Source organism: Methylophilus sp. E2MeOHC9 (genome assembly GCF_058744375.1).
Genome location: NZ_CP196024.1, coordinates 2821022 through 2840129, shown reverse-complemented (window position 1 = coordinate 2840129; position 19108 = coordinate 2821022). Strand labels below are relative to the sequence as shown.

Genomic DNA, 19108 nt, shown 5'->3' with positions numbered 1-19108 from the left:
ACGGCATCATGAAACAAAACACTATTTGCGGCAGCCACATTTGCGACACATGGAAAGCGCTGACCAGTGAGGGCAACGCGCACTTCCACGAGAATGCTTATATACAAGCGCTAGCCTGTTACGAACATGCACGCAGCATGCTGTTACAGCATTTCGAAGACTGGGATACGCCTGACAATGCCTTGGCAGCAATGGTGGTCAGTTACCTCAACCTGGCCGACACTCAGCAGCGCCTTGGTCGTAGCGATGAGGCGGCTGACACCCTGTGTATGGCGCATGAGCGGCTGGTGATGTGCAGTTGCCATCCGGCTGCCGAGCCTGCACTGCGCGAAGCCGCATGCCGCCATCAACGCGAGACCTACGCCGCTCTCACACAGTTTGCGCATACGCAGGGCCATGATTCACGTGTGTCGCCCCTGGTGGAGGCCTGCCTTGCGCGTACACAACCTCAAATGCAGATGACGCCCGAGCTCCCAAGATCGACTGCACGCATACATTGATTTTTTATACTCCACAAAAAAAGGAAATACCATGCCGCACAGCCTGCCACCACTCCCCTATGCCGTGAATGCGCTTGAACCGCATATCGATACGCAGACCATGGAGATCCACCATCAGCGCCATCACCAGACCTATATCAATAACCTGAATAACGCATTAGCCGGCACTGGCCTGGAGGAAGAGCCAGTTGACCAACTCTTGCGCCGCTTTGATAGCCTGCCTGAAAATCTGCAGACTGCGGTGCGCAATCAGGGCGGTGGTCATGCCAATCACACTTTGTTCTGGAGTGTGATGACACCGGCATTCGATGGCCAGCCCAGCGCTGATTTACTGGCTGCGATTGACCGCGACCTTGGCGGCCTGGAGGCGTTTAAAACGGCATTTACACAAGCGGCGATCAGCCGTTTTGGCAGTGGCTGGGCCTGGCTTAGCGTAAACCCGCAAGGCAAGCTCATTGTCGAAAGTAGTGGCAACCAGGATAGCCCGCTGATGCATGGCAACACGCCTATCCTGGGCCTGGATGTTTGGGAGCATGCTTATTACCTGCGCTACCAGAATAAGCGGCCTGAATATATTGCTGCGTTTTACCACGTGGTGAACTGGGCTGAAGTAGAACGCCGGTGGCTTGAGGCGACAAAGGCTTAAGCTACTCAATTGCGACTGGTCATCTGTGCCAGTCGCGGCACCTGATTGAAACAGGTTCAATCATATGTAAATCATGATAAGCGACTGAAAATACATGATTTTTAGGCAATGAGTTGCCATATCCTTGCGTATAATCTCAGCTTGACTCAAATAATCAGGCAATCTGTCGTTGAATTTTCTGTGTGGTATGGCAGTCACTCATACAGGCGACGCATATAACCCAACCAGATTTCAGGCATTAAATACTACACATGAATCCCCCCATCATCTTGGATATTGAAGCTTCTGGCTTTGGCGTAGGCAGCTACCCGATTGAGATCGGCTATGTCGATGCGGCGGGAGCAGTGTGGAGTGCGCAGATACAGCCGCATGCAGAATGGCTGCACTGGGATCATGAAGCGGAAAAATTACACCAGCAATCCCGCCAGGAACTGGTACAGCATGGGCAAACCGCACGTGAGATCGCCATACACCTGAATAAAACTTTTGCCGGGCAGACCGTGTATACCGATGGCTGGTACCAGGATTTTGTCTGGTTGCACAGTTTGTATGAGGCCGCAGGTATGAGCCCGGCTTTCAAGCTGGAAGATCTGAGCGTGTTACTGACTCCAGAGCAGAAAAATGTCTGGCATGACACCAAGCAGAGCATCCGTGATGAATTTGGCTTACAACAGCACCGCGCTGCGATCGATGCCCAAGCCTTGCAGCTCACCTGGTTAAAAACCACCGAAATGACCGCTGAGCTCGCTGGCTAGTTTCGGATTCGCCCTACAAACTGGCAGTTGTTGCCAGCCATTACGCTACACATAGCTCGCTATGGTAGAGTGCCTTGTTTAACAGCGTCGTTTACACCAGTCATGTCTTCCCCAAGTTTACTTAGGCCCAATTGGGATATCTTTTGCCGTGTCGTTGATAATTTCGGCGACATTGGCGTCAGTTGGCGTTTGGCGCGTCAGCTGGCGGATGAGCATGCAATCAATATCCGACTCTGGGTGGATGATATAGATTTGGCCATGCGATTTTCTGGTGCTGGAAATCCGTCAGTCACCTTGATGCACTGGACGAATGAATCCTGTTTTTCGCAGGCAGCAGAGGTGGTGATTGAAACTTTTAGTTGTGGCCTGCCAGATAGTTACCAGCAAGTCATGTCGCCACAGACACTCTGGCTCAATATAGATTACTTATCCGCCGAAGCATGGGTGCAAGGTTTTCATGGCAAGCCATCTCCACAAGCCAATGGACGCATACGCTATTTCTTTTACCCAGGCTTTAACCAGCAGACAGGTGGCTTGTTGCGCGAGCAGTTTCTGCCGCGATTAGCTTTGCAAGCGGAGCAATCCCCAGCTGTTGCCTGGCAGCAGTTAGCTTTGCCAGCCATGCCCGAGACTATCAACGTTTCGATGTTTTGCTATGCACATGCACCGATCAAGGCATTGCTGGAATGCATGGCGGCTTCTCCGCAACACGTGCGGTTGATTGTGCCTGAGAGTGTGGCGCCATTAATCACACAGGCTTTAGGTCAGCAAATGTTAGCCGCAGGTCAGACCTTGCAACACCAACACTGTACGATCACTGTCATCCCATTTTTGTCGCAAATCGACTATGACCTGTTATTGGCGCTGTGTGATATGAATTTTGTGCGCGGTGAAGATAGCTGGGTTCGCGCAATCTGGGCTGCCAAACCCATGATCTGGTTACCGTATCAGCAATCCGAAAACACGCACCTGGATAAACTGGCAGCGTTTTTGCAACATTATCTGGCATCAGCCGATGATGATGTGAAAACTACAGTTGAATCATTCATGCAGGCCTGGGCGACAGGAGAGTGGTCTGCCGAGCATTGGCATACCTTTATCACGCATCGCGACAGTATTTTGCAGCATGCACGTGACTATGCACGTCAGTTATCGCAGCAGGCTGATCTTGCCACTAACTTGGTGATTTTTATTGAGAAATTGCGCGCAAATCGGGTATAATGCGCCGCTTTATTATCCAAAAAATCAATTTAAAGGCTCTAGTATGAAAATCGCTCAGGACTTACGCGTAGGCAACGTGATCATGATTGGTAATGATCCTATGGTTGTTGTGAAAGCCGAATACAACAAATCCGGCCGTAACTCAGCGGTCGTGAAGATGAAAATGAAAAACCTGTTGACTGACGCACCTAGCGAAAACGTTTACGCTGCTCAGGACAAGTTTGACGTGATCGTACTGGAAAAGAAAGAAGTGACTTTCTCTTACTTTGCTGACCCAACCTATGTGTTTATGGATGCCGAGTACAACCAATATGACGTAGATGCAGAATTCATGGAAGATGCGCTGCCATACCTGGAAGACGGCATGCCCTGTGAAGTGCGCTTCTACGATGGCAAAGCTATTTCTATCGAACTGCCAACTACTGTTGTGCGTGAAATCACTTACACTGAGCCAGCTGTTAAAGGCGATACTTCCGGTAAAGTGATGAAGCCAGCAAAAATCGCTTCCGGTTTTGAAATTCCGGTGCCATTGTTTGTTAGCCAGGGTGACAGGATCGAAATCGATACCCGCACTGGTGAATACCGTAACCGTGTGATGAAATAATCACACCGCTTACTCAGCATTAAAAAAACCCAGGCTAGCCTGGGTTTTTTGTTGCGCATCACTATTGTATTTGTCATGTCACCGGCGAATGTTTAGGGAAATTTTTCGTAAATTGTTGGGAATGATTCACTATTGATAATGATTTTTTTCACTGACAATCGTTGGCAGCTTTACATCATCTCACTCTCAGGAGGGTTGCAATGCGTCATCCGCTGGTCAGCAATAAACGAGTCATCATCATTTGTCTCTTGAGTCTGATTGGGCTCACTGTGAGTTCGATGTCGGTAGCTGAGACAGACGCACGTTCATTGAAGCATCCTTTGGTCGGTTACTGGGAGTCAAAAATTGCCGAGACCGGCTGTCTGGAATCCTACTGGTTCAAAGAAGATGGCACGGCAGTGTTTACCAGTGGCGATGAGCAACTGGAAGCACGTTACGAGGTCACTCCGCAGCCGGACGCGCAGGGATTTTTCAAGCTCACTCATCGTGTGATCTTAAGCAACAAAGGCTTGGACTGTACCCGGCAAACTTCTGAAATCAACACCGAGCAAACCAGTTATGTGCTTTTCCAGCCGGATGGGCGTAGTTTTATTTCTTGTGACGATGATAATCCTTCGCTTGAGGCCTGCTTTGGCCCGCTTGAATTAAAGATTAACGCGACCAGAAGCCTGCCCTGAGATTGAAGCGCTGTCGCCAAATGTGGCAATCTGGATTACTATTGCTCAGGCGCATCATGCCCATCATGGTGGTATGCCTGGGTTTAACAATCGGCCATTCTACGCAGGCGCTTATTCATGGGCTGACCTTTCCTGGCATGGCGATTTCCACCGTCAAATTGAGCATCCAGCACGCCCATTTTCTGCAGTCAGTCGAAAAGTGGGAGTACTACGATTCAATCTGTAGCGCAGCCATTGTAGGCCGCAAGCCGCTCACACTGCTCACCGCCGCGCACTGCCTGAAAGAGGTGCGGCTGACTGGCCCCACGGGTTTGCCCATGCTCTCCATCGCGCAGCCGGAATTACTGGGTATTGAAGATATTCACCTCAAGCAGGCTTTTTACCGGCCTTTTGAACAGGTATCAGAAGATCTAACCCAGGATGTTGCTGTGCTGGTGTTCGACGCGAAAGTACTGAGCCCGATTCAACCTTTGCGCATCCGCCTGGATGATCGTTTACCTGAGATGCTGATGATCTGCGGTTACGGGCGTGGCTATGGCGAAGCAGATACCCGGCACCCGCGTTGCGGCGAGCGTAAGTCTGTGCGTGATTTATCTGATTTCTATCAGGTGTTACCGAGAGCCTATCGCGAGATGGATGAAATGTTGCATTTACAGGCGCAGACGCAATTCACTTATACGCAGGAACTGGTGCACGCTGAAAAAGCGTTACTGGCCGTCAATCGGCTGAATGAGATGGATCAGTATGACCATACCATCGCCATGCCTACCGTTGGCGACTCGGGTGGACCCTGGTTAGTGCTGAATGCACGTGGAGAATACGAGTTACTGGGGATCACCAGTCTGGTCGAGCGCTTTTATAATCCAAGCCCGCACTGGCCTTTTTTCCAAAAGCAGGTCCCCCTGTCTGAGTACCCATACATTGCTTACGGCTTGCGTTTAAGTCATCCAGAAGTGTTAGGTTTTTTGCAATACGCGCTGCATAGCGGTGCCGACATACAGTTTACTTCGGCACCGCTACATCCATACGGTAACCAGCACTGATGGCTGCAGTGCCAGGCTTTGTAAACGCTTTAGGCGTTTAGTTTGCTATCAATCTTTTTCTCTGCCGCAAGCCAGTGATCAGCGCTCGGGCCGTTGAAACCATTTTGTTCGGCAATATAATAGGCTGCCACTTCAATCATCTGCAGGCGGTCAGCACTGGTGACAATCGCAGCTGAACTGGTTTTTTTGCTAGTGGTGGTGGTTTTGCTGGCAGTTTTTTTTGCTACCGGTTTAGAAGCTGCTGTTTTGGATGCAGCTTGTTTTTTTACGGCAGGTTTTTTATTGCCGTTGTCTGTGGGTTTGCTGGTGGCCATCATATCTCCTTGATCTAGAGTGAAATAAAGGTGAGAGGCTTGTGACCTCGTGAGGATTATCTTATTAAAAAATAACACTTGCCGTCAAGCCGCTAAATGAGCAGACTCTGAATTGAATGACTAGTTCGCAGCTTTGTTTGGGATTATTTCCTTTTCAAGCCAGGCTATTTATGATGTAGTGCTTGCGCACCCGCAATAATAAGGATATCCATGTATAAAAAGGCCCTGACGTCACTCACCATCTTGTTCTTTATGATGGGGTTTATCACTTGTCTGAACGATATCCTGGTGCCATACCTGAAAGCTATTTTTTCGCTAAGCTACAGCCAGGCCGCCTTGGTCCAGTTCTGTTTTTTTGCGGCTTACGGGCTCACATCCATTCCATTCAGTAAATTGATCGAGCGTGTCGGCTACCAGAAAGGCATGGTGATCGGCTTTGCTTTAGCTGCATTGGGTTGCCTGCTGTTTTACCCTGCGGTCATATTGCATACCTACCCGCTTTTCCTAGCCGCATTGTTCGTGCTTGCATCCGGCATTGTGCTGTTGCAAGTAGCGGCCAACCCTTGTGTATCCGTCATCGGCCCAAAAGAAACGGCTTCTTCGCGCCTGACCATGGCGCAGGCATTTAACTCACTGGGCACTTTTATCGCCCCATTGTTTGGTGCCTATTTCATCCTGTCTGCCATGACAAACTCCACGCATGCCGAAGGCGTGGTCTATCCCTATTTCTTTATTGCCTTTGTGTTGATCGTCATAGCGCTGGTGCTTTCGCGCATTAACCTGACCGGGCTGGAAAGCACAACAGCAGACGAAAGCGGCTGGCTGGAAGTTTTAAAAGAAAAAGGCTTGTTGCTAGGTGTGATCGGTATATTTGCTTATGTGGGTGCTGAAGTCGCGATTGGCAGCTTTCTGGTCAATTATGTGATGGACATCAGCCGGGTCACAGAAACCCAGGCAGCCCCCTTAGTCGCTTTTTACTGGGGTGGAGCCATGGTAGGACGCTTTCTCGGCATTTTCACCCTGAAGGCATTTGCGCCAGCCCGAGTGTTGATGACCCACGCATTGCTTGCTGTGATCTTGATCCTGATTTCCATGCAAGCATCAGGCACGCTGGCCATAGGTAGCATGGTGCTGGTGGGTCTTTGTAATTCGATTATGTTCCCAACGATATTTACTTTAGGTATTAAAGGCCTGAAAGCCGGGCAGGAGAAGAAGGGCTCTGGTTTGCTGGCTACGGCAATTTTAGGCGGCGCCATTGTACCGCTATTGACTGGTTTACTGGCAGATCGCCTGGGCTTGCATCATGCGTTTATTTTGCCTGTGATCTGTTATGTGTATATTGCCTGGCTGGGGTTTAAAAACCTGGCAACACGCATAGCTTGATGTTCTTTTTCATCCTGGCTCGGATGTCGTCAGCAGCTTTCTTCTGCTGCCATACAATTTGCCACCCCAGCGCGTACCGTGATCCAGCCGATGCCCAGCAACCAGGCGAGCGATAATATATAGCTCGTTATATCCTCAGGCGCTCCGCAATGTTGATGATCCAGGCAAGTTTGCGTGATGAAAATGGCCGAGCACACACTGATGATCAGGGTATACAAAACCCAGTAAACTGCGATGACTAAAAACCTACGCCATGCAGCGGGGTATAGGTAGGGGTCAGTTTTGGGTGGTCGTTCAGTCAGGATTTCGTAGCTGGGCAGCCCTTGCGGATTTTTGTGTACAACAATTGAATGCACAGCTACATCATGTATCGCTTGGTACTTTGAGGTTGTCAGCACAAAAATAAACGAGAACCAGCCTAGTAGCGCTTTTACAATAAAGCGGATAGTCGCGGCAACAATATTAATCCTGCTCAAGCCATCCATACGCGTCACGCGTATGCCCATGAGATGATGTCCGATCGTGCCTCCGGTGACTGTCACTAGAATAGGGTCCAGGATCAGTGCTGGCAAAGCAATCAGCATCACCTTGCCCGTGACAGTTGAAACCCCCATCTTGCTACCAACCCATATGCTTAAGAAGATGGCGAGTATGGCGAATGTCCAATCAATCAGAACAGCACGTACTCTTTTTATCAGCCGAGGGTAAGTGATTGCAGGCATGGATCAACCTAAAAATATTTCTAAAATTTATTGTAGTGATAGGGCCCGTTAATAAAACATGAGTCATGTGCTGGACATGGGCATCAATGCCCAGGCAGCATCAAGCTGAAGTACCACCCACCGTCAATCCATCAATCTTCAATGTAGGCTGGCCAACACCGACAGGCACGCTTTGGCCTTCTTTACCGCAAGTACCTACACCACTATCCAGTGACATATCATTGCCTATCATGCTGACTTTAGTCAGCACATCTGGACCATTGCCAATCAGGGTAGCACCTTTGACCGGATAAGTGATTTTCCCATCTTCGATCATATAGGCTTCAGCCGCACTGAAGACGAATTTTCCACTGGTGATATCGACCTGGCCGCCACCAAAGTTGGCTGCGTAAAGGCCTTTTTTAACCGACTTGATGATTTCTTGCGGGTCTTTATCGCCATTGAGCATATAGGTGTTGGTCATGCGTGGCATAGGAATGTGCGCATAGCTTTCGCGGCGTGCGTTGCCGGTCAGGCCCATGCCCATGAGGCGGGCATTGAGCGTATCCTGGATGTAGCCACGCAGGATGCCATCTTCGATCAGCACGGTGTTTTGTGGTGCATTGCCTTCATCGTCCATGGTCAATGAGCCACGACGATTGGCAATGGTGCCATCATCGACAATGGTGATGCCTTTGGCAGCGACCTGCTGGCCTATCATGTTAGAGAAGGCGGAACTGCCTTTGCGGTTGAAATCGCCTTCCAGGCCGTGGCCGATGGCTTCGTGTAACAGAATGCCTGGCCAGCCACTCCCCAACACAACTGTCATGCTGCCAGCCGGGGCAGGGCGTGCGTCCAGGTTCACCAATGCCTGGTGTACGGCTTTTTGTGCATAATCCTGCAAAACCTCATCAGTGAAAAAACTGTAATCAAAGCGGCCACCGCCGCCACTGCTACCTTGTTCACGGCGGCCATTGTGTTCGGCAATCACTTGCAATGACAAGCGTACCAGCGGGCGTACATCACCTGCCATCACGCCATCACTGCGTGCGACCATCACTACTTCATACTCGGCCGCGATCGAGGCCATGACTTGCGTCACGCGCGGGTCTTGCGCCTTGGCATAACGCTCCAGCTTTTCCAGCAGTTTGACCTTGGCATCTGCACTTAAACTGGCAATCGGGTCTTGCGGTAAGTAGAGTGGCGCATGGCTACGGGTCAGTATGCTGTGGCCGGTTTTTTCTTGCCCTAAACTTGCAATCGCACGTGTTGCCTGGGCCGCTTGCTGCAAGGCATCCAGATGGATATCGTCTGAGTAGGCAAAGGCTGTTTTTTCGCCACTGACGGCACGCACGCCCACGCCCTGATCGATATTAAAACTGCCAGATTTCACCTGTCCTTCTTCCAGCCCCCACGATTCGCTACGGCTGTACTGGAAGTACAGGTCGGCATAATCAATATTGTGCGTCATCATGCCAGACAGGACTTTACTGAGGGCGTCCTGGTCCAGCCCGGCAGGGCGTAGGAGCATGTCATTGGCAGTTGTGAGTAGCGTTTGCATAGTGGTCAACTTATTAATACGTCATTGTTTGAAATGTTTTCATCAAAAGAGTGCCATCACGGCACTCAGCATTTTCATGAAACAGTAGTAATGGTTTTGTGTTTCAGCGCCGGTAAACTCTGACGCAGGTTCTTAATATAGTTGCGGTTGATATTGGCAATTACAATCCCTGAGCCGCGTGGCAATCTGTCCAGCACCACACCCCATGGGTCCACAATCATGCTGTTGCCGTGTGTTTCACGGCCAGAAAGATGATAACCGCCTTGGGCCGAGGCCACCACATAACAGAGGTTTTCGATGGCGCGGGCACGCACCAGCGTTTCCCAATGGGCTTTACCGGTCGTTTCGGTGAACGCGGAAGGCACCACAATCATATCGACTTCGCCCATGGCTCGGTAAAGTTCGGGAAAGCGCAAGTCATAGCAGATCGACAGCCCGATGCGGCCGTAAGGCGTGTCGATGGCGACCACGCTGTCACCAGGCTCTATGGTGTTTTCTTCATGGTAGTGCTCGGTGCCCATGTCCAGGCCAAACAGGTGGATCTTATCGTAACGCGCAACTTGTTCACCTTTCTCGTTGTAAACCAGGCAGCTGTTGCGGATTTTTTTTGGGTGGTTGCTTTGCATGGGCACCGATCCGGCAATGATCCATAGCTTGAACGCTTTGGCCGTTTTGCTTAAAAATTGCTGGATAGGGCCGTCATTCGGTTTTTCGCTGATGGCGACTTTGTCTGTATCTTTCAGGCCCATGATGCAAAAATATTCAGGTAGCACAACCAGTTTGGCGCCTGCCTTGACTGCCATTTCAATCAGGCGTTTGGCTTCCACCAGGTTGGCTGCCACATTCGGGCTAGAAGCCATCTGAATGGCGGCTACTTTGACGATATCTTCATTTGCTGCGGATTTCAGTTTTTTTGTTTTATTGTCTGCCATGGCATATTTTCCGTTGGAACTAGAATGAATGTTTTAACGACATCCAGTGTGACATCACTGGATACTTTTTAAGGGTTGAACAGGCTGCTTAGTCGGTTCTGCTTTATCAATATCCACTTCTTGTGGGTTATCCCAGGTGCCGGTGATCATATATTCACTGGAACTGATTTTATTCAATGGGTCTTTTAACAGTTTTTGCGCAATAAAGGCAGCAACGCCAACGATAGGCCCGCCTGCGAGTGCTGCCAGGGAAACAGAGTCACTGATGTGCGGGATCACTTTAACCCTCAGGCGCTGGGTTTCCGCTTTTAAATTGGTTTCACCTTTGAGCCTCGCCTCCGCTGCCGGGCCTGTCATAAACAGGTCATCGCTATGCAAGATGCCATCACGGATATTGGCGGTAGAGGTGATTTTGTCAAAGGCAAAGCCCTGGCTGAACAAGTCGCGGAAATCCAGCGTCAAGCGGCGTGGCAGGCTCTGCAAGCTCAGCAAGCCAAGTAAGCGGCCAACGCCTGGTTGCACTTTAAGGATCTGCCCTTTTTCGAGCTGCATGCTGAAGTTGCCATCCAGCCGCTCCACCGCAAATTGATGCGGGCTACCCGGCCAGCCGATTTGACCGGCTATCTCGCCCGTGCCACCTTTGACCATCTCGCCGCCTGGCTGGAAGCGTTGCAGGGTTTTGCCCAGGTTGCTGGAGCTCAAGTTGAATTTGAGGCTGGTTTGCGGGTTGCGTACAGAGTTGCGCCATGTGCCGTCAGCCGTCAGTTGGCTATCGGGATTGTTGAGGTTCATTTTCTGGATCACCCAGTTTTCGCCGCTGTTATAGGCTTTGATATCCAGGCTGCCGAGTTGCTTGTCGCCAAACTGGAACTCTTGCGCAGAGATCTCCACTTCGGGATAAGTCATATTGAGGCGACGCACTTCGCCGGAGGCAGCAGGCGTGTTGTCAGTATCCAGGCTGCGTGGTACGCGCAGATAACTCAATTTGGCAATCAGCTTGTTATTCGGTTTAGCGGTTATCCAGTCTGCGTCCCCCGCCAGTTCCTGGCTCTGGATGGACATTTTCAGGCGTTCCTGATCTGGCGTGATACTAAGCTTGATCTGGTGCAGGTTACGGTCAAACACTTGCAGGGTGCCAGCGCTAAGGTCTATGCGGTTGAGCGGGATGTTCACGGGGCGGGCGGGCTCAGTGCCTGCAGCTGTTGTTTGTCCTGTATAGGCCAGCCATTCGTCGACGTTTAGTTTCTGGAAATCCGCCCGCAGGTTGATGCCATCGCCAGCAGGTAAACGTGGCGGTGTATTGACCGAGATTTCACCCGCACTGATTTTTGGTTCCGGCCCGCCGGTCGTGCGTAAAAAGTTGGCATGTAACCAGTCGTTATAATGGATGGCGATCTTGTCAGGCTGGTTGCTTTCCTGCCGCAGGCGTATGGTTAAGTTTGCCGGGGTTTCTACAGCTTTTTTCATGGGTTCTGGTAAATCAATGCCCATGCCTATCAGCTGCGAGCGGATATCCAGGCGGATATTGCCAGGCGGTTGAATCAGCAGGCTGCTTTTCCAGTCTGTGGTGCCATGCAGTGCTTTGGTCAGCAGATTACTATCCAGCTTTTTAAGTGCGGCATCGGTGATACGGCCGCTCCCCTGGATAATGACGGATTTATCGCTTCTGGACGTCAGGCTGACGGATGCCGGATTATCAAACAGTGACAGCTGCACGCCCTGTGCTTGCAGGCCTTTTTCAGTAAACTTCAGGTGGCCATTGATATTGGTCATTTCCGGCATGGCGATCTCTGGATTAGCAGCAATGCGGCCATTCCTGATCGCATAATCGCCCTGAAACTGGCTCTGATCGACATCATTGAGCGGAATCTGCAATGCCAGTTTCAACTCAGCATCGCCAGCCGTTTTCAGGTAATCGGTAAAGCCCATGGTCACCTGACGCACCGGGCTGGTGTTTACAAACTTGACGCCTTGCTCAACGGTGCCTGTCACCGTCGCCTTGACGTTCAGCATGGGCCAGTCTGCGTCCAGCTGTGGGATTTCTACTTGTGCTTGCGTGATGCGCTGGCCGACGGTAGTGCCATTTTTGACGGCGATATCCATGCGCTTGCCTTCAAACTTGAGGAAAGCATCTACACCTTGAATCAACGGCCAGCCGGTACCGTATTCCAGGCTGGCATGGTCTACCTGGGCGGTGACCTTGAATAAACCTAACGCAGGGTCTGCATGATGCGCTGCATTCACAAACGGAAAATCCTTGATGCGGCCTTTGATGATTAATTCACCACGGCGGATCTGGCCAGACAGGATGGAAGTATCCAGCCAGTGTAATGTCGACTCACCGAGGATGAGCGGGTAATAAAAGGGAGCGTGTTTGGCATCGCCACGTTCGATCTGGGTCTGCACTTGTATCGTGTCGCCACCGGCAGCACCCAGTTGGTATTCCAGATTGGTGCGTAGTGCAATATGTGGGTTAGACAGTTGCAGGTTACGGGCGCTGATCAAGGTTTTTTTGCCGTTATTGTCCCACGCGATGTTACCTTGCAAACGATCGATAGGCACTGGCCAGCGCAGGACGCCGGCTAGATCTATGCTGGCTTTTTGCGTGTCCAGTTCGATACTCCCTGCATTGGGTTGCAAAGTCAGTTGGCCCGACCAATTCTCAAGCCCCGGGAGCTGTTCATAAGCCTTTGTGTGAATAGCATTCAGGTTGGCTTCAAGCGCGTAATCCTGCCATTTATTCGCGCGATTAAGCCAACGCAGTTTGATCTGGCTGGCGTTGCCACTGGGGGCTACGTGCTCAAGCATTTGTGCGATGTTTGATTGCTCCGTACTGGACGACGAGGCTTGTACCTCTGAATCTGGCAATTGCACATCCAGCCACTTGGCCAGTGCTTCGCCTTGCTCGAGCACCAGTTTTTTGACTGTCAGCACGCCTTCATGGCCTTGCGCTTCCCATTGCAACTCGCCGTTGGCATCTTCAAGCGTTAAGCCGGGATGGATATCCGCAGAAAAATGTTTCAGGTGAATCATGTGGCGTTGCTCAACGCGCTGCCAACGCACCTCGCCACTGACTGCATTGGCTAAAAAAGTCTCGTTGCCATTGGGCGGGGTGACAGAAACGGTTTTCAAGTTCACCTGCGCAGCCAGGCGTTGCAGTTGCATGGCTTCAAATGCAAAGGTGGTTGTTAAACTGCCTTGCCCTTTATGCACCTTCACCGGCAAATCCAGCCATGGGCTCCAGGCAGCCAGATCCATTTGTGGCAAGCGCAAGGAAACTTCGCCATGCCAGGCTTCCGGTTTAGCCACATCGTGGCCAATCAATACAGCGTCAAGGGTAATGCGCTGCTGGGTGCCAGTAGAGACCAGGCTATCCATATGGATGGTGTGCCGGTTGAGCAGTCGCTGCCAGACCGGGGTCAGGATTTCTACATTCAGGTCTTCAAGCAATAACGGCGGTGCCTGTCGCTGTTCATCGACCCAGGTCACGGTGGCGTGTGTAATGCTGATGCGTCGTTGTGACAGCAGCCAGTTGGAAAATGCCGGATTGCCCTGGCCAGACATGGAAATGCCAGCCAGGTAAAGTTCACCATTCTCAGTACGCCGGATAATCAGGTTGGGCGCGTCTATACGCAGGCTGGTTAATGAAGGTGCTAGCAGTACCACACTGCTCCATGAAAGGCGGGTCGTGACCTTTGCGAGTTCCAGCGCCGGGCGCTGTTGCTGGTCGAATACTGTGACATTGCCCAGGGTCACATGCGGCGCAAAACCGCTCCAGCGGATACCGATATGCGCAATCGTGACCTCTTGCTTCATCGATTGGCTTAATGCCTGGGCGATGCGGTCTTTGTAATCATCAATGTGTGGAAACACATAAAACTGGATCACACCGATAATGCCTGCCAGGATCACAAATAAGATAATGAGTAAGGTGAGCAGCCAGCGTTTGATTTTTTGCAGAGGCATGAGCAGTGACGGGTCTTGGATGCAGGTGGTTTATCAACAGACTATTTTACTCGAAAACAGTTGCAGCACCGCAGGAGATGCTGGTTTAACGGCGAGAATTATGCAGTCTGATGAGGATGAATCGTTTAAAATGCCGAATTTGCAAGATTCGGGTGCAGGCGCAAGTCAATCTGCGCCAGTGAATGCGCGACGAAGCAACAGGTAGTGAATCAATCTAAAGTGAAAGTCACACAGTGGAAATCAAGTTAAATGAAAGTGGTCAGCAGTGATTCAGTTTAAACAACTGACTTTTTCAAGGGCAGGCAAGGCACTGGTCGAAGACGCCAGTTTTCAATTGCATCCCGGGCACAGAATAGGTTTGACTGGCGCTAACGGCGCGGGTAAATCGACTTTATTTGCCTTGTTGCGCGGTGAATTGGTGGCTGACGCCGGAGAATTATTGATTCCTGCACATTGGGTGATTGCGCATGTCGCTCAGGAAACGCCGGCACTGTCACAATCAGCACTGGACTTTACGCTGGATGGTGATGAAGAGCTACGTGCCTTGCAAACCAATCTTGCCCAGGCACAGTCTGGTGAAGCACATGACCCATTGCTTGTTGCCGAATGGCATCAGCGCCTGGCCGATATTGACGGCTATAGTGCTGAATCCCGAGCCAGTACCTTATTGGCTGGCCTGGGGTTTTCGCAGGCGCAGTTAGCACAAGCGGTGAGTGATTTCTCCGGTGGCTGGCGCATGCGCTTGAACCTGGCGCGGGCGTTGATGTGCCGCTCAGACTTGCTCTTGCTGGATGAACCGACCAATCACCTGGATATTGAAGCGGTGATCTGGCTGGAAAGCTGGCTCAATGCCTACCGTGGCACACTGTTATTGATTTCACATGACCGCGAATTTCTGGATAACACGGTGAACCATATCCTGCACATAGAGCAGCGCAAGCTGGATTTATACCGTGGGGGTTACAGTGATTTTGAACGGCAACGTGCTGAAAAGCTGGCGTTGCAGCAGGCGAGTTACCAGAAGCAGCAACAACATGTGGCCCATTTGCAAAAATATATTGATCGCTTCCGCGCGCAGGCCACCAAAGCCAGGCAGGCGCAAAGCCGGATCAAGGCATTGGAGCGCATGGAGCGCATCAGTGCCGCACATGTGGATTCTCCTTTCAGTTTCGGTTTTCGTGACCCTGGTTCCGCGCCTGATCCTTTACTGGTATTGAACCAGGCCAAGCTGGGCTATGCCGATAAAGTGCTGGTGAGTTTTGGGCATCTGGCTATCCGCCCGGGGGAGCGTATCGGCCTGTTGGGGAAAAACGGCGCAGGTAAATCTACCTTGATCAAAACGTTGGCGCAGTCGGAGACTTTGCTGGCTGGCGAGCGGGTAGAAGGCAAGGATTTGCGCGTTGGCTACTTTGCCCAGCACCAACTGGAGCAACTGATTGCGACTGACTCGCCATTACAGCATCTGCAGCGGCTGGACCCTGCAGCGCGCGAGCAGGAATTGCTGGATTTTCTCGGTAGTTTTGATTTCCGTGGCGAAATGGCCAAAACCGCTTGCGGCCCATTTTCCGGTGGCGAAAAATCCAGACTGGCGTTAGCCATGTTGATCTGGAAGCGGCCTAACCTGATTTTGCTGGATGAGCCGACCAACCATCTGGATATTGAAATGCGGCACGCATTATCGCTGGCATTGCAAGCTTATGAGGGCGGAATGGTCATGGTGTCTCATGACCGCACGCTGCTGGCGACTTGCTGCGAAAAATTCATGCTAGTCGCCGATGGCAAGGCCGAAGTTTTTGATGGCGACCTCGATGACTACAAACAGCATCTGCTCAAAATGACGCAAGTGTCTGCCACCACCGACAATGGCGCGGCGCCCAAACAAAACAGCTACCATCAGCAAAAAGCCGACAGGCAGGCCAGGCTGATTGAGCGCAGGCCATTGTTAAAGGAGTTATCCAACCTGGAAAAGAAAATGGCCACGCTGGAAATCGAAAAAAATGCGCTGGAAAGCCGCTTGGCTGACAGTGCTATCTATGAAATCTCGCAAAAAGCTGAATTACAAAGCTTGCTGATGGCGCAGGCAGAAAATCGTAAACAGTTGGACAAAATTGAAGGTGAATGGCTGGCATGTCAGGAAAAGCTCGAAGCACTGCCTGAATGACTGAATTATTAATGAAGGATTATCAATGGAAATGACTTATACCGAACGTCTGAAATTACTGCACCAGTTATGTCAGGTGGAAACACGGCAGGTTGTACAGCACTCTGAAGAAGAAGCCAGAGCCGCGTTTGCCAATGTAGATGTAGAGCAAGCAACTTATTATATTGCCAGCTTTGTCACATTTAAAGCGATACAGACTGCTGGCCGCCATCCGGGTGAAGAGTTGCAGAGTGACTTTGAAATGCTGGGCGTGTACCAGTGTTTCGCATTAATGGTGTTTGCCTTTTTATCCATGCCACTGACACAGGAAGGGCATCAGCCGGATTACGACGAAGCGCAGGTGAGGATAGGTAGTGCGCTGTTTGAAGGCATCTCCGCTGAATTGCTGGCCGAGATTATCGAATCAGGATTCCATAAATTCAAATTGATCGCTGAAGCGGATGCCGAACACTGGCTGGAGTATCGCGAGAATCTGGATAAAGTGACTATCAGCTATATTATTGCTGCCACTGATGACGAAAGCCCGCACGGGGCCTCAGAAGTACTGCCATTGTTTGGTCAGTTGCTTAGTCAGCTGTGTGAAGCATTTAGTTCAATTTAAATATGTTGCAATCAATCAAATCGGTTTATAATTTAAAAAGATTAACAAAGTTGATACACTGTGAAAACTTGGGTAAATTTGTTGCTTAACGCTTGTTAATTGATTTGATTGTTCTATAAGATTCCGAGGCTAAGGTTCAAAAGCCTTCTGTTAATCAGTAAGAGGATAAAATGAGCAAGCTGCTGTTGATTGACGATGATGTCGAGTTAGCCAATATGCTAAAAGAGTTCCTGACACAAGAGGGCTTTGGTGTCACAACTGCGCACGATGGCTTGACCGGGGAGCAATATGTATTGGCCGGTAAGTTCGATTTAGTGATTCTGGATGTGATGATGCCAGGCCAGGATGGGATGCAGACGTTAAAGAACGTCAGGCAACATTCGGATATTCCTGTGCTGATGCTGACAGCCAAAGACGACAATGAAGGCCGCATTGAAGGCCTGGAGGGCGGGGCAGATGACTATGTGCAAAAACCCTGTCTGCCGCGTGAGCTGGTGGCCCGTATCCGTGCTATCTTGCGCCGCCAGAATAGCGACGCGCCTAAAGGTAATGATATTGTGGTCGGCCAACTGGTGGTTTCCGGTGAGCGCAGAAAAGTGTTCTGGGGTGACCAACCGATTGTGTTCACCAGCACCGAATTTAGTTTGATCGAGATTTTAGCCAAGCATGCGGGCACTATCGTCAGCAAAGAAGACTTGTCTATTAAAGCTTTGGGTCGATCATTAGTGAAGTATGACCGCAGCATTGATGTACACTTGAGCAGTATCCGGCAAAAAATATCAGAAGCTTCCGGCGGCGTAAACGTGATTCAAACGATTTACCGCGTCGGTTATCAATTAGTCCGAGACTAATCATTTGAAATAATAGCGGGGGCTATGGGACGGCTGTTTTGGAAGTTGTTTGCAGCACTGTTTCTAGCGCTTATCTCCACCGTGATTACGGTAGGGAATATCGTGCAGTGGGAGTTGCATCAGAAAATAGCGCACACGCATTTCCCATCCTCGCAATCGTCTTCGCTGACGATTCCCCGCCCTTCAGATCCCGCAAAAACAGTTGAGAACCGGCCTGGGTATGTTCATGTGCCCAATGAGCTGAATTATGTCGAGCTGTTATTAAACTTCCCGTTTTCTGCATTGGTATTCTGTTTAATCACCAGTGTGATCTTTGCCGGGGTGCTGGCTTGGTCCATTTCTCATCCGATCAAATTACTGCTCGAACATTTGAAGACTGCCGCTGAAGGTAATCTGCTGGTTCGCGTCAGCCCCAAAATCACTGTCAGTCATGATGAGTTTGCCGAGTTGGGCGCTGCATTCGACTTGATGGCATTGCGCCTGAATAGCATGATCAAAAGTCAATCGAATATGCTGCACCATGTGTCACATGAGTTGCGCTCGCCGTTGGCACGTATCCAGATGGCGGTCGGGCTGGTGATGCAAAATCCAAAAAAAATGCAAAGCTCATTACAACGCGTTGAGCTCGAAGCTGTGCGCATGGAGAAGATGATTGCAGAATTGCTGGAAATTTTCCGCCTGGAGTCCGGCATGCAGAAACTGCAGAAAACCGACCTCGATTTAAAAGGATTGCTGGCTGGCATTGTTGGCGATGTGCAGTTTGAAAGGCAGGATGCACGGATACACCTTGATATGCCAGAAAGCGTCATCCAGATACACGGACAGCTGGAACTGCTACAGCGCGCAATTGAAAATGTGGTGCGTAATGCAGTCAAGTATGGCCCTGTGTTAGGGGAAGTGGCGATTGAGTTGCAGCGCAGCGAGCGTACCGGCGAAGTCATCATTGAAGTGCAGGATCAGGGCAATGGCGTAGAGCAGCAAGAGCTGGAGCAGATATTCAAACCATTTATCCGTGGCCGCAGTGCTTCACAAATTGATGGGCACGGCATAGGCCTGGCCATGACCAAACATATCGTGGAAGCGCATGGTGGCTATGTCAAAGCGGCCAATCTGTCGCCGGTGGGCTTTATGGTACGTATCCATCTGCCTTACCCCAACCAGTCTTCTATAGGCTGAATTCGCACGTATTCAG

The 19108-nt window shown here is 50.7% G+C and carries 17 protein-coding genes; 12 read left to right on the top strand and 5 right to left on the bottom strand.

Features of this window, described 5'->3' with window-relative positions:
* Positions 1–8: 8 nt before the first annotated feature.
* From ACSSVF_RS13610 to ACSSVF_RS13580, 7 genes are all read left to right on the top strand, one after another.
* Entirely contained in the window at positions 9–500 is a 492-nt protein-coding gene (locus ACSSVF_RS13610) for a tetratricopeptide repeat protein (RefSeq protein ID WP_492404141.1), read from the top strand.
* A gap of 31 nt (positions 501–531) precedes the next feature.
* Complete coding sequence (locus tag ACSSVF_RS13605) at positions 532–1146, top strand: superoxide dismutase (protein WP_492404139.1); 615 nt, start codon at positions 532–534, stop codon at positions 1144–1146.
* 251 nt (positions 1147–1397) lie between these two features.
* The gene (locus tag ACSSVF_RS13600; protein ID WP_492404137.1) at positions 1398–1901 is read left to right on the top strand and encodes a hypothetical protein; all 504 of its coding nucleotides are present in this window, start codon (positions 1398–1400) and stop codon (positions 1899–1901) included.
* Between the two features lie 102 nt (positions 1902–2003).
* Complete coding sequence (gene earP, locus ACSSVF_RS13595) at positions 2004–3122, top strand: elongation factor P maturation arginine rhamnosyltransferase EarP (RefSeq protein WP_492404135.1); 1119 nt, start codon at positions 2004–2006, stop codon at positions 3120–3122.
* A 43-nt stretch (positions 3123–3165) separates the two neighbouring features.
* A complete protein-coding gene (gene efp, locus ACSSVF_RS13590) occupies positions 3166–3726 on the top strand; it encodes an elongation factor P (protein ID WP_442586042.1) in 561 nt (186 codons plus the stop codon).
* A gap of 200 nt (positions 3727–3926) precedes the next feature.
* Positions 3927–4403 (top strand): hypothetical protein, encoded by a 477-nt coding sequence (locus ACSSVF_RS13585; protein WP_492404133.1) that lies wholly within the window; start codon positions 3927–3929, stop codon positions 4401–4403.
* Positions 4404–4423: 20 nt separating this feature from the next.
* Positions 4424–5446, top strand: coding sequence for a hypothetical protein (locus tag ACSSVF_RS13580; RefSeq protein WP_492404131.1), 1023 nt, complete (start codon positions 4424–4426; stop codon positions 5444–5446).
* A gap of 29 nt (positions 5447–5475) precedes the next feature.
* On the opposite strand, the gene ACSSVF_RS13575 is transcribed toward ACSSVF_RS13580, so the two are convergent.
* Entirely contained in the window at positions 5476–5838 is a 363-nt protein-coding gene (locus ACSSVF_RS13575; protein ID WP_492404129.1) for a DUF2934 domain-containing protein, read from the bottom strand.
* A gap of 132 nt (positions 5839–5970) precedes the next feature.
* Here ACSSVF_RS13575 and ACSSVF_RS13570 point away from each other — a divergent pair, with 132 nt between their 5' ends.
* On the top strand, positions 5971–7143 hold the full coding sequence (locus ACSSVF_RS13570) for a sugar MFS transporter (RefSeq protein WP_492404127.1): 1173 nt from the start codon (positions 5971–5973) through the stop codon (positions 7141–7143).
* 29 nt (positions 7144–7172) lie between these two features.
* Here ACSSVF_RS13570 and ACSSVF_RS13565 read toward each other — a convergent pair whose 3' ends face one another.
* The 4 genes from ACSSVF_RS13565 to ACSSVF_RS13550 all read right to left on the bottom strand — a co-directional run bounded on the left by ACSSVF_RS13565 (position 7173) and on the right by ACSSVF_RS13550 (position 14303).
* Positions 7173–7865 (bottom strand): RDD family protein, encoded by a 693-nt coding sequence (locus ACSSVF_RS13565; RefSeq protein ID WP_492404125.1) that lies wholly within the window; start codon positions 7863–7865, stop codon positions 7173–7175.
* A gap of 100 nt (positions 7866–7965) precedes the next feature.
* A complete protein-coding gene (tldD, locus tag ACSSVF_RS13560; protein WP_492404123.1) occupies positions 7966–9405 on the bottom strand; it encodes a metalloprotease TldD in 1440 nt (479 codons plus the stop codon).
* A 74-nt stretch (positions 9406–9479) separates the two neighbouring features.
* Positions 9480–10337, bottom strand: coding sequence for a carbon-nitrogen hydrolase family protein (locus ACSSVF_RS13555; RefSeq protein ID WP_492404122.1), 858 nt, complete (start codon positions 10335–10337; stop codon positions 9480–9482).
* Positions 10338–10391: 54 nt separating this feature from the next.
* Positions 10392–14303 (bottom strand): YhdP family protein, encoded by a 3912-nt coding sequence (locus ACSSVF_RS13550; protein ID WP_492404120.1) that lies wholly within the window; start codon positions 14301–14303, stop codon positions 10392–10394.
* A 265-nt stretch (positions 14304–14568) separates the two neighbouring features.
* On the opposite strand from ACSSVF_RS13550, the gene ACSSVF_RS13545 reads away from it, so the two are divergent.
* The 4 genes from ACSSVF_RS13545 (at position 14569) to ACSSVF_RS13530 (ending at position 19092) form a co-directional block, all read left to right on the top strand.
* Positions 14569–16464 carry an ATP-binding cassette domain-containing protein gene (locus ACSSVF_RS13545; protein WP_492404118.1) on the top strand — a complete coding sequence of 632 codons (1896 nt, stop codon included), beginning with the start codon at positions 14569–14571 and terminating at the stop codon, positions 16462–16464.
* A 25-nt stretch (positions 16465–16489) separates the two neighbouring features.
* On the top strand, positions 16490–17065 hold the full coding sequence (locus ACSSVF_RS13540; RefSeq protein WP_492404116.1) for a hypothetical protein: 576 nt from the start codon (positions 16490–16492) through the stop codon (positions 17063–17065).
* 170 nt (positions 17066–17235) lie between these two features.
* The gene (locus tag ACSSVF_RS13535; protein WP_442586053.1) at positions 17236–17916 is read left to right on the top strand and encodes a response regulator transcription factor; all 681 of its coding nucleotides are present in this window, start codon (positions 17236–17238) and stop codon (positions 17914–17916) included.
* Between the two features lie 24 nt (positions 17917–17940).
* On the top strand, positions 17941–19092 hold the full coding sequence (locus ACSSVF_RS13530) for a sensor histidine kinase (protein WP_492404115.1): 1152 nt from the start codon (positions 17941–17943) through the stop codon (positions 19090–19092).
* The last annotated feature ends 16 nt before the right edge of the window (positions 19093–19108 follow it).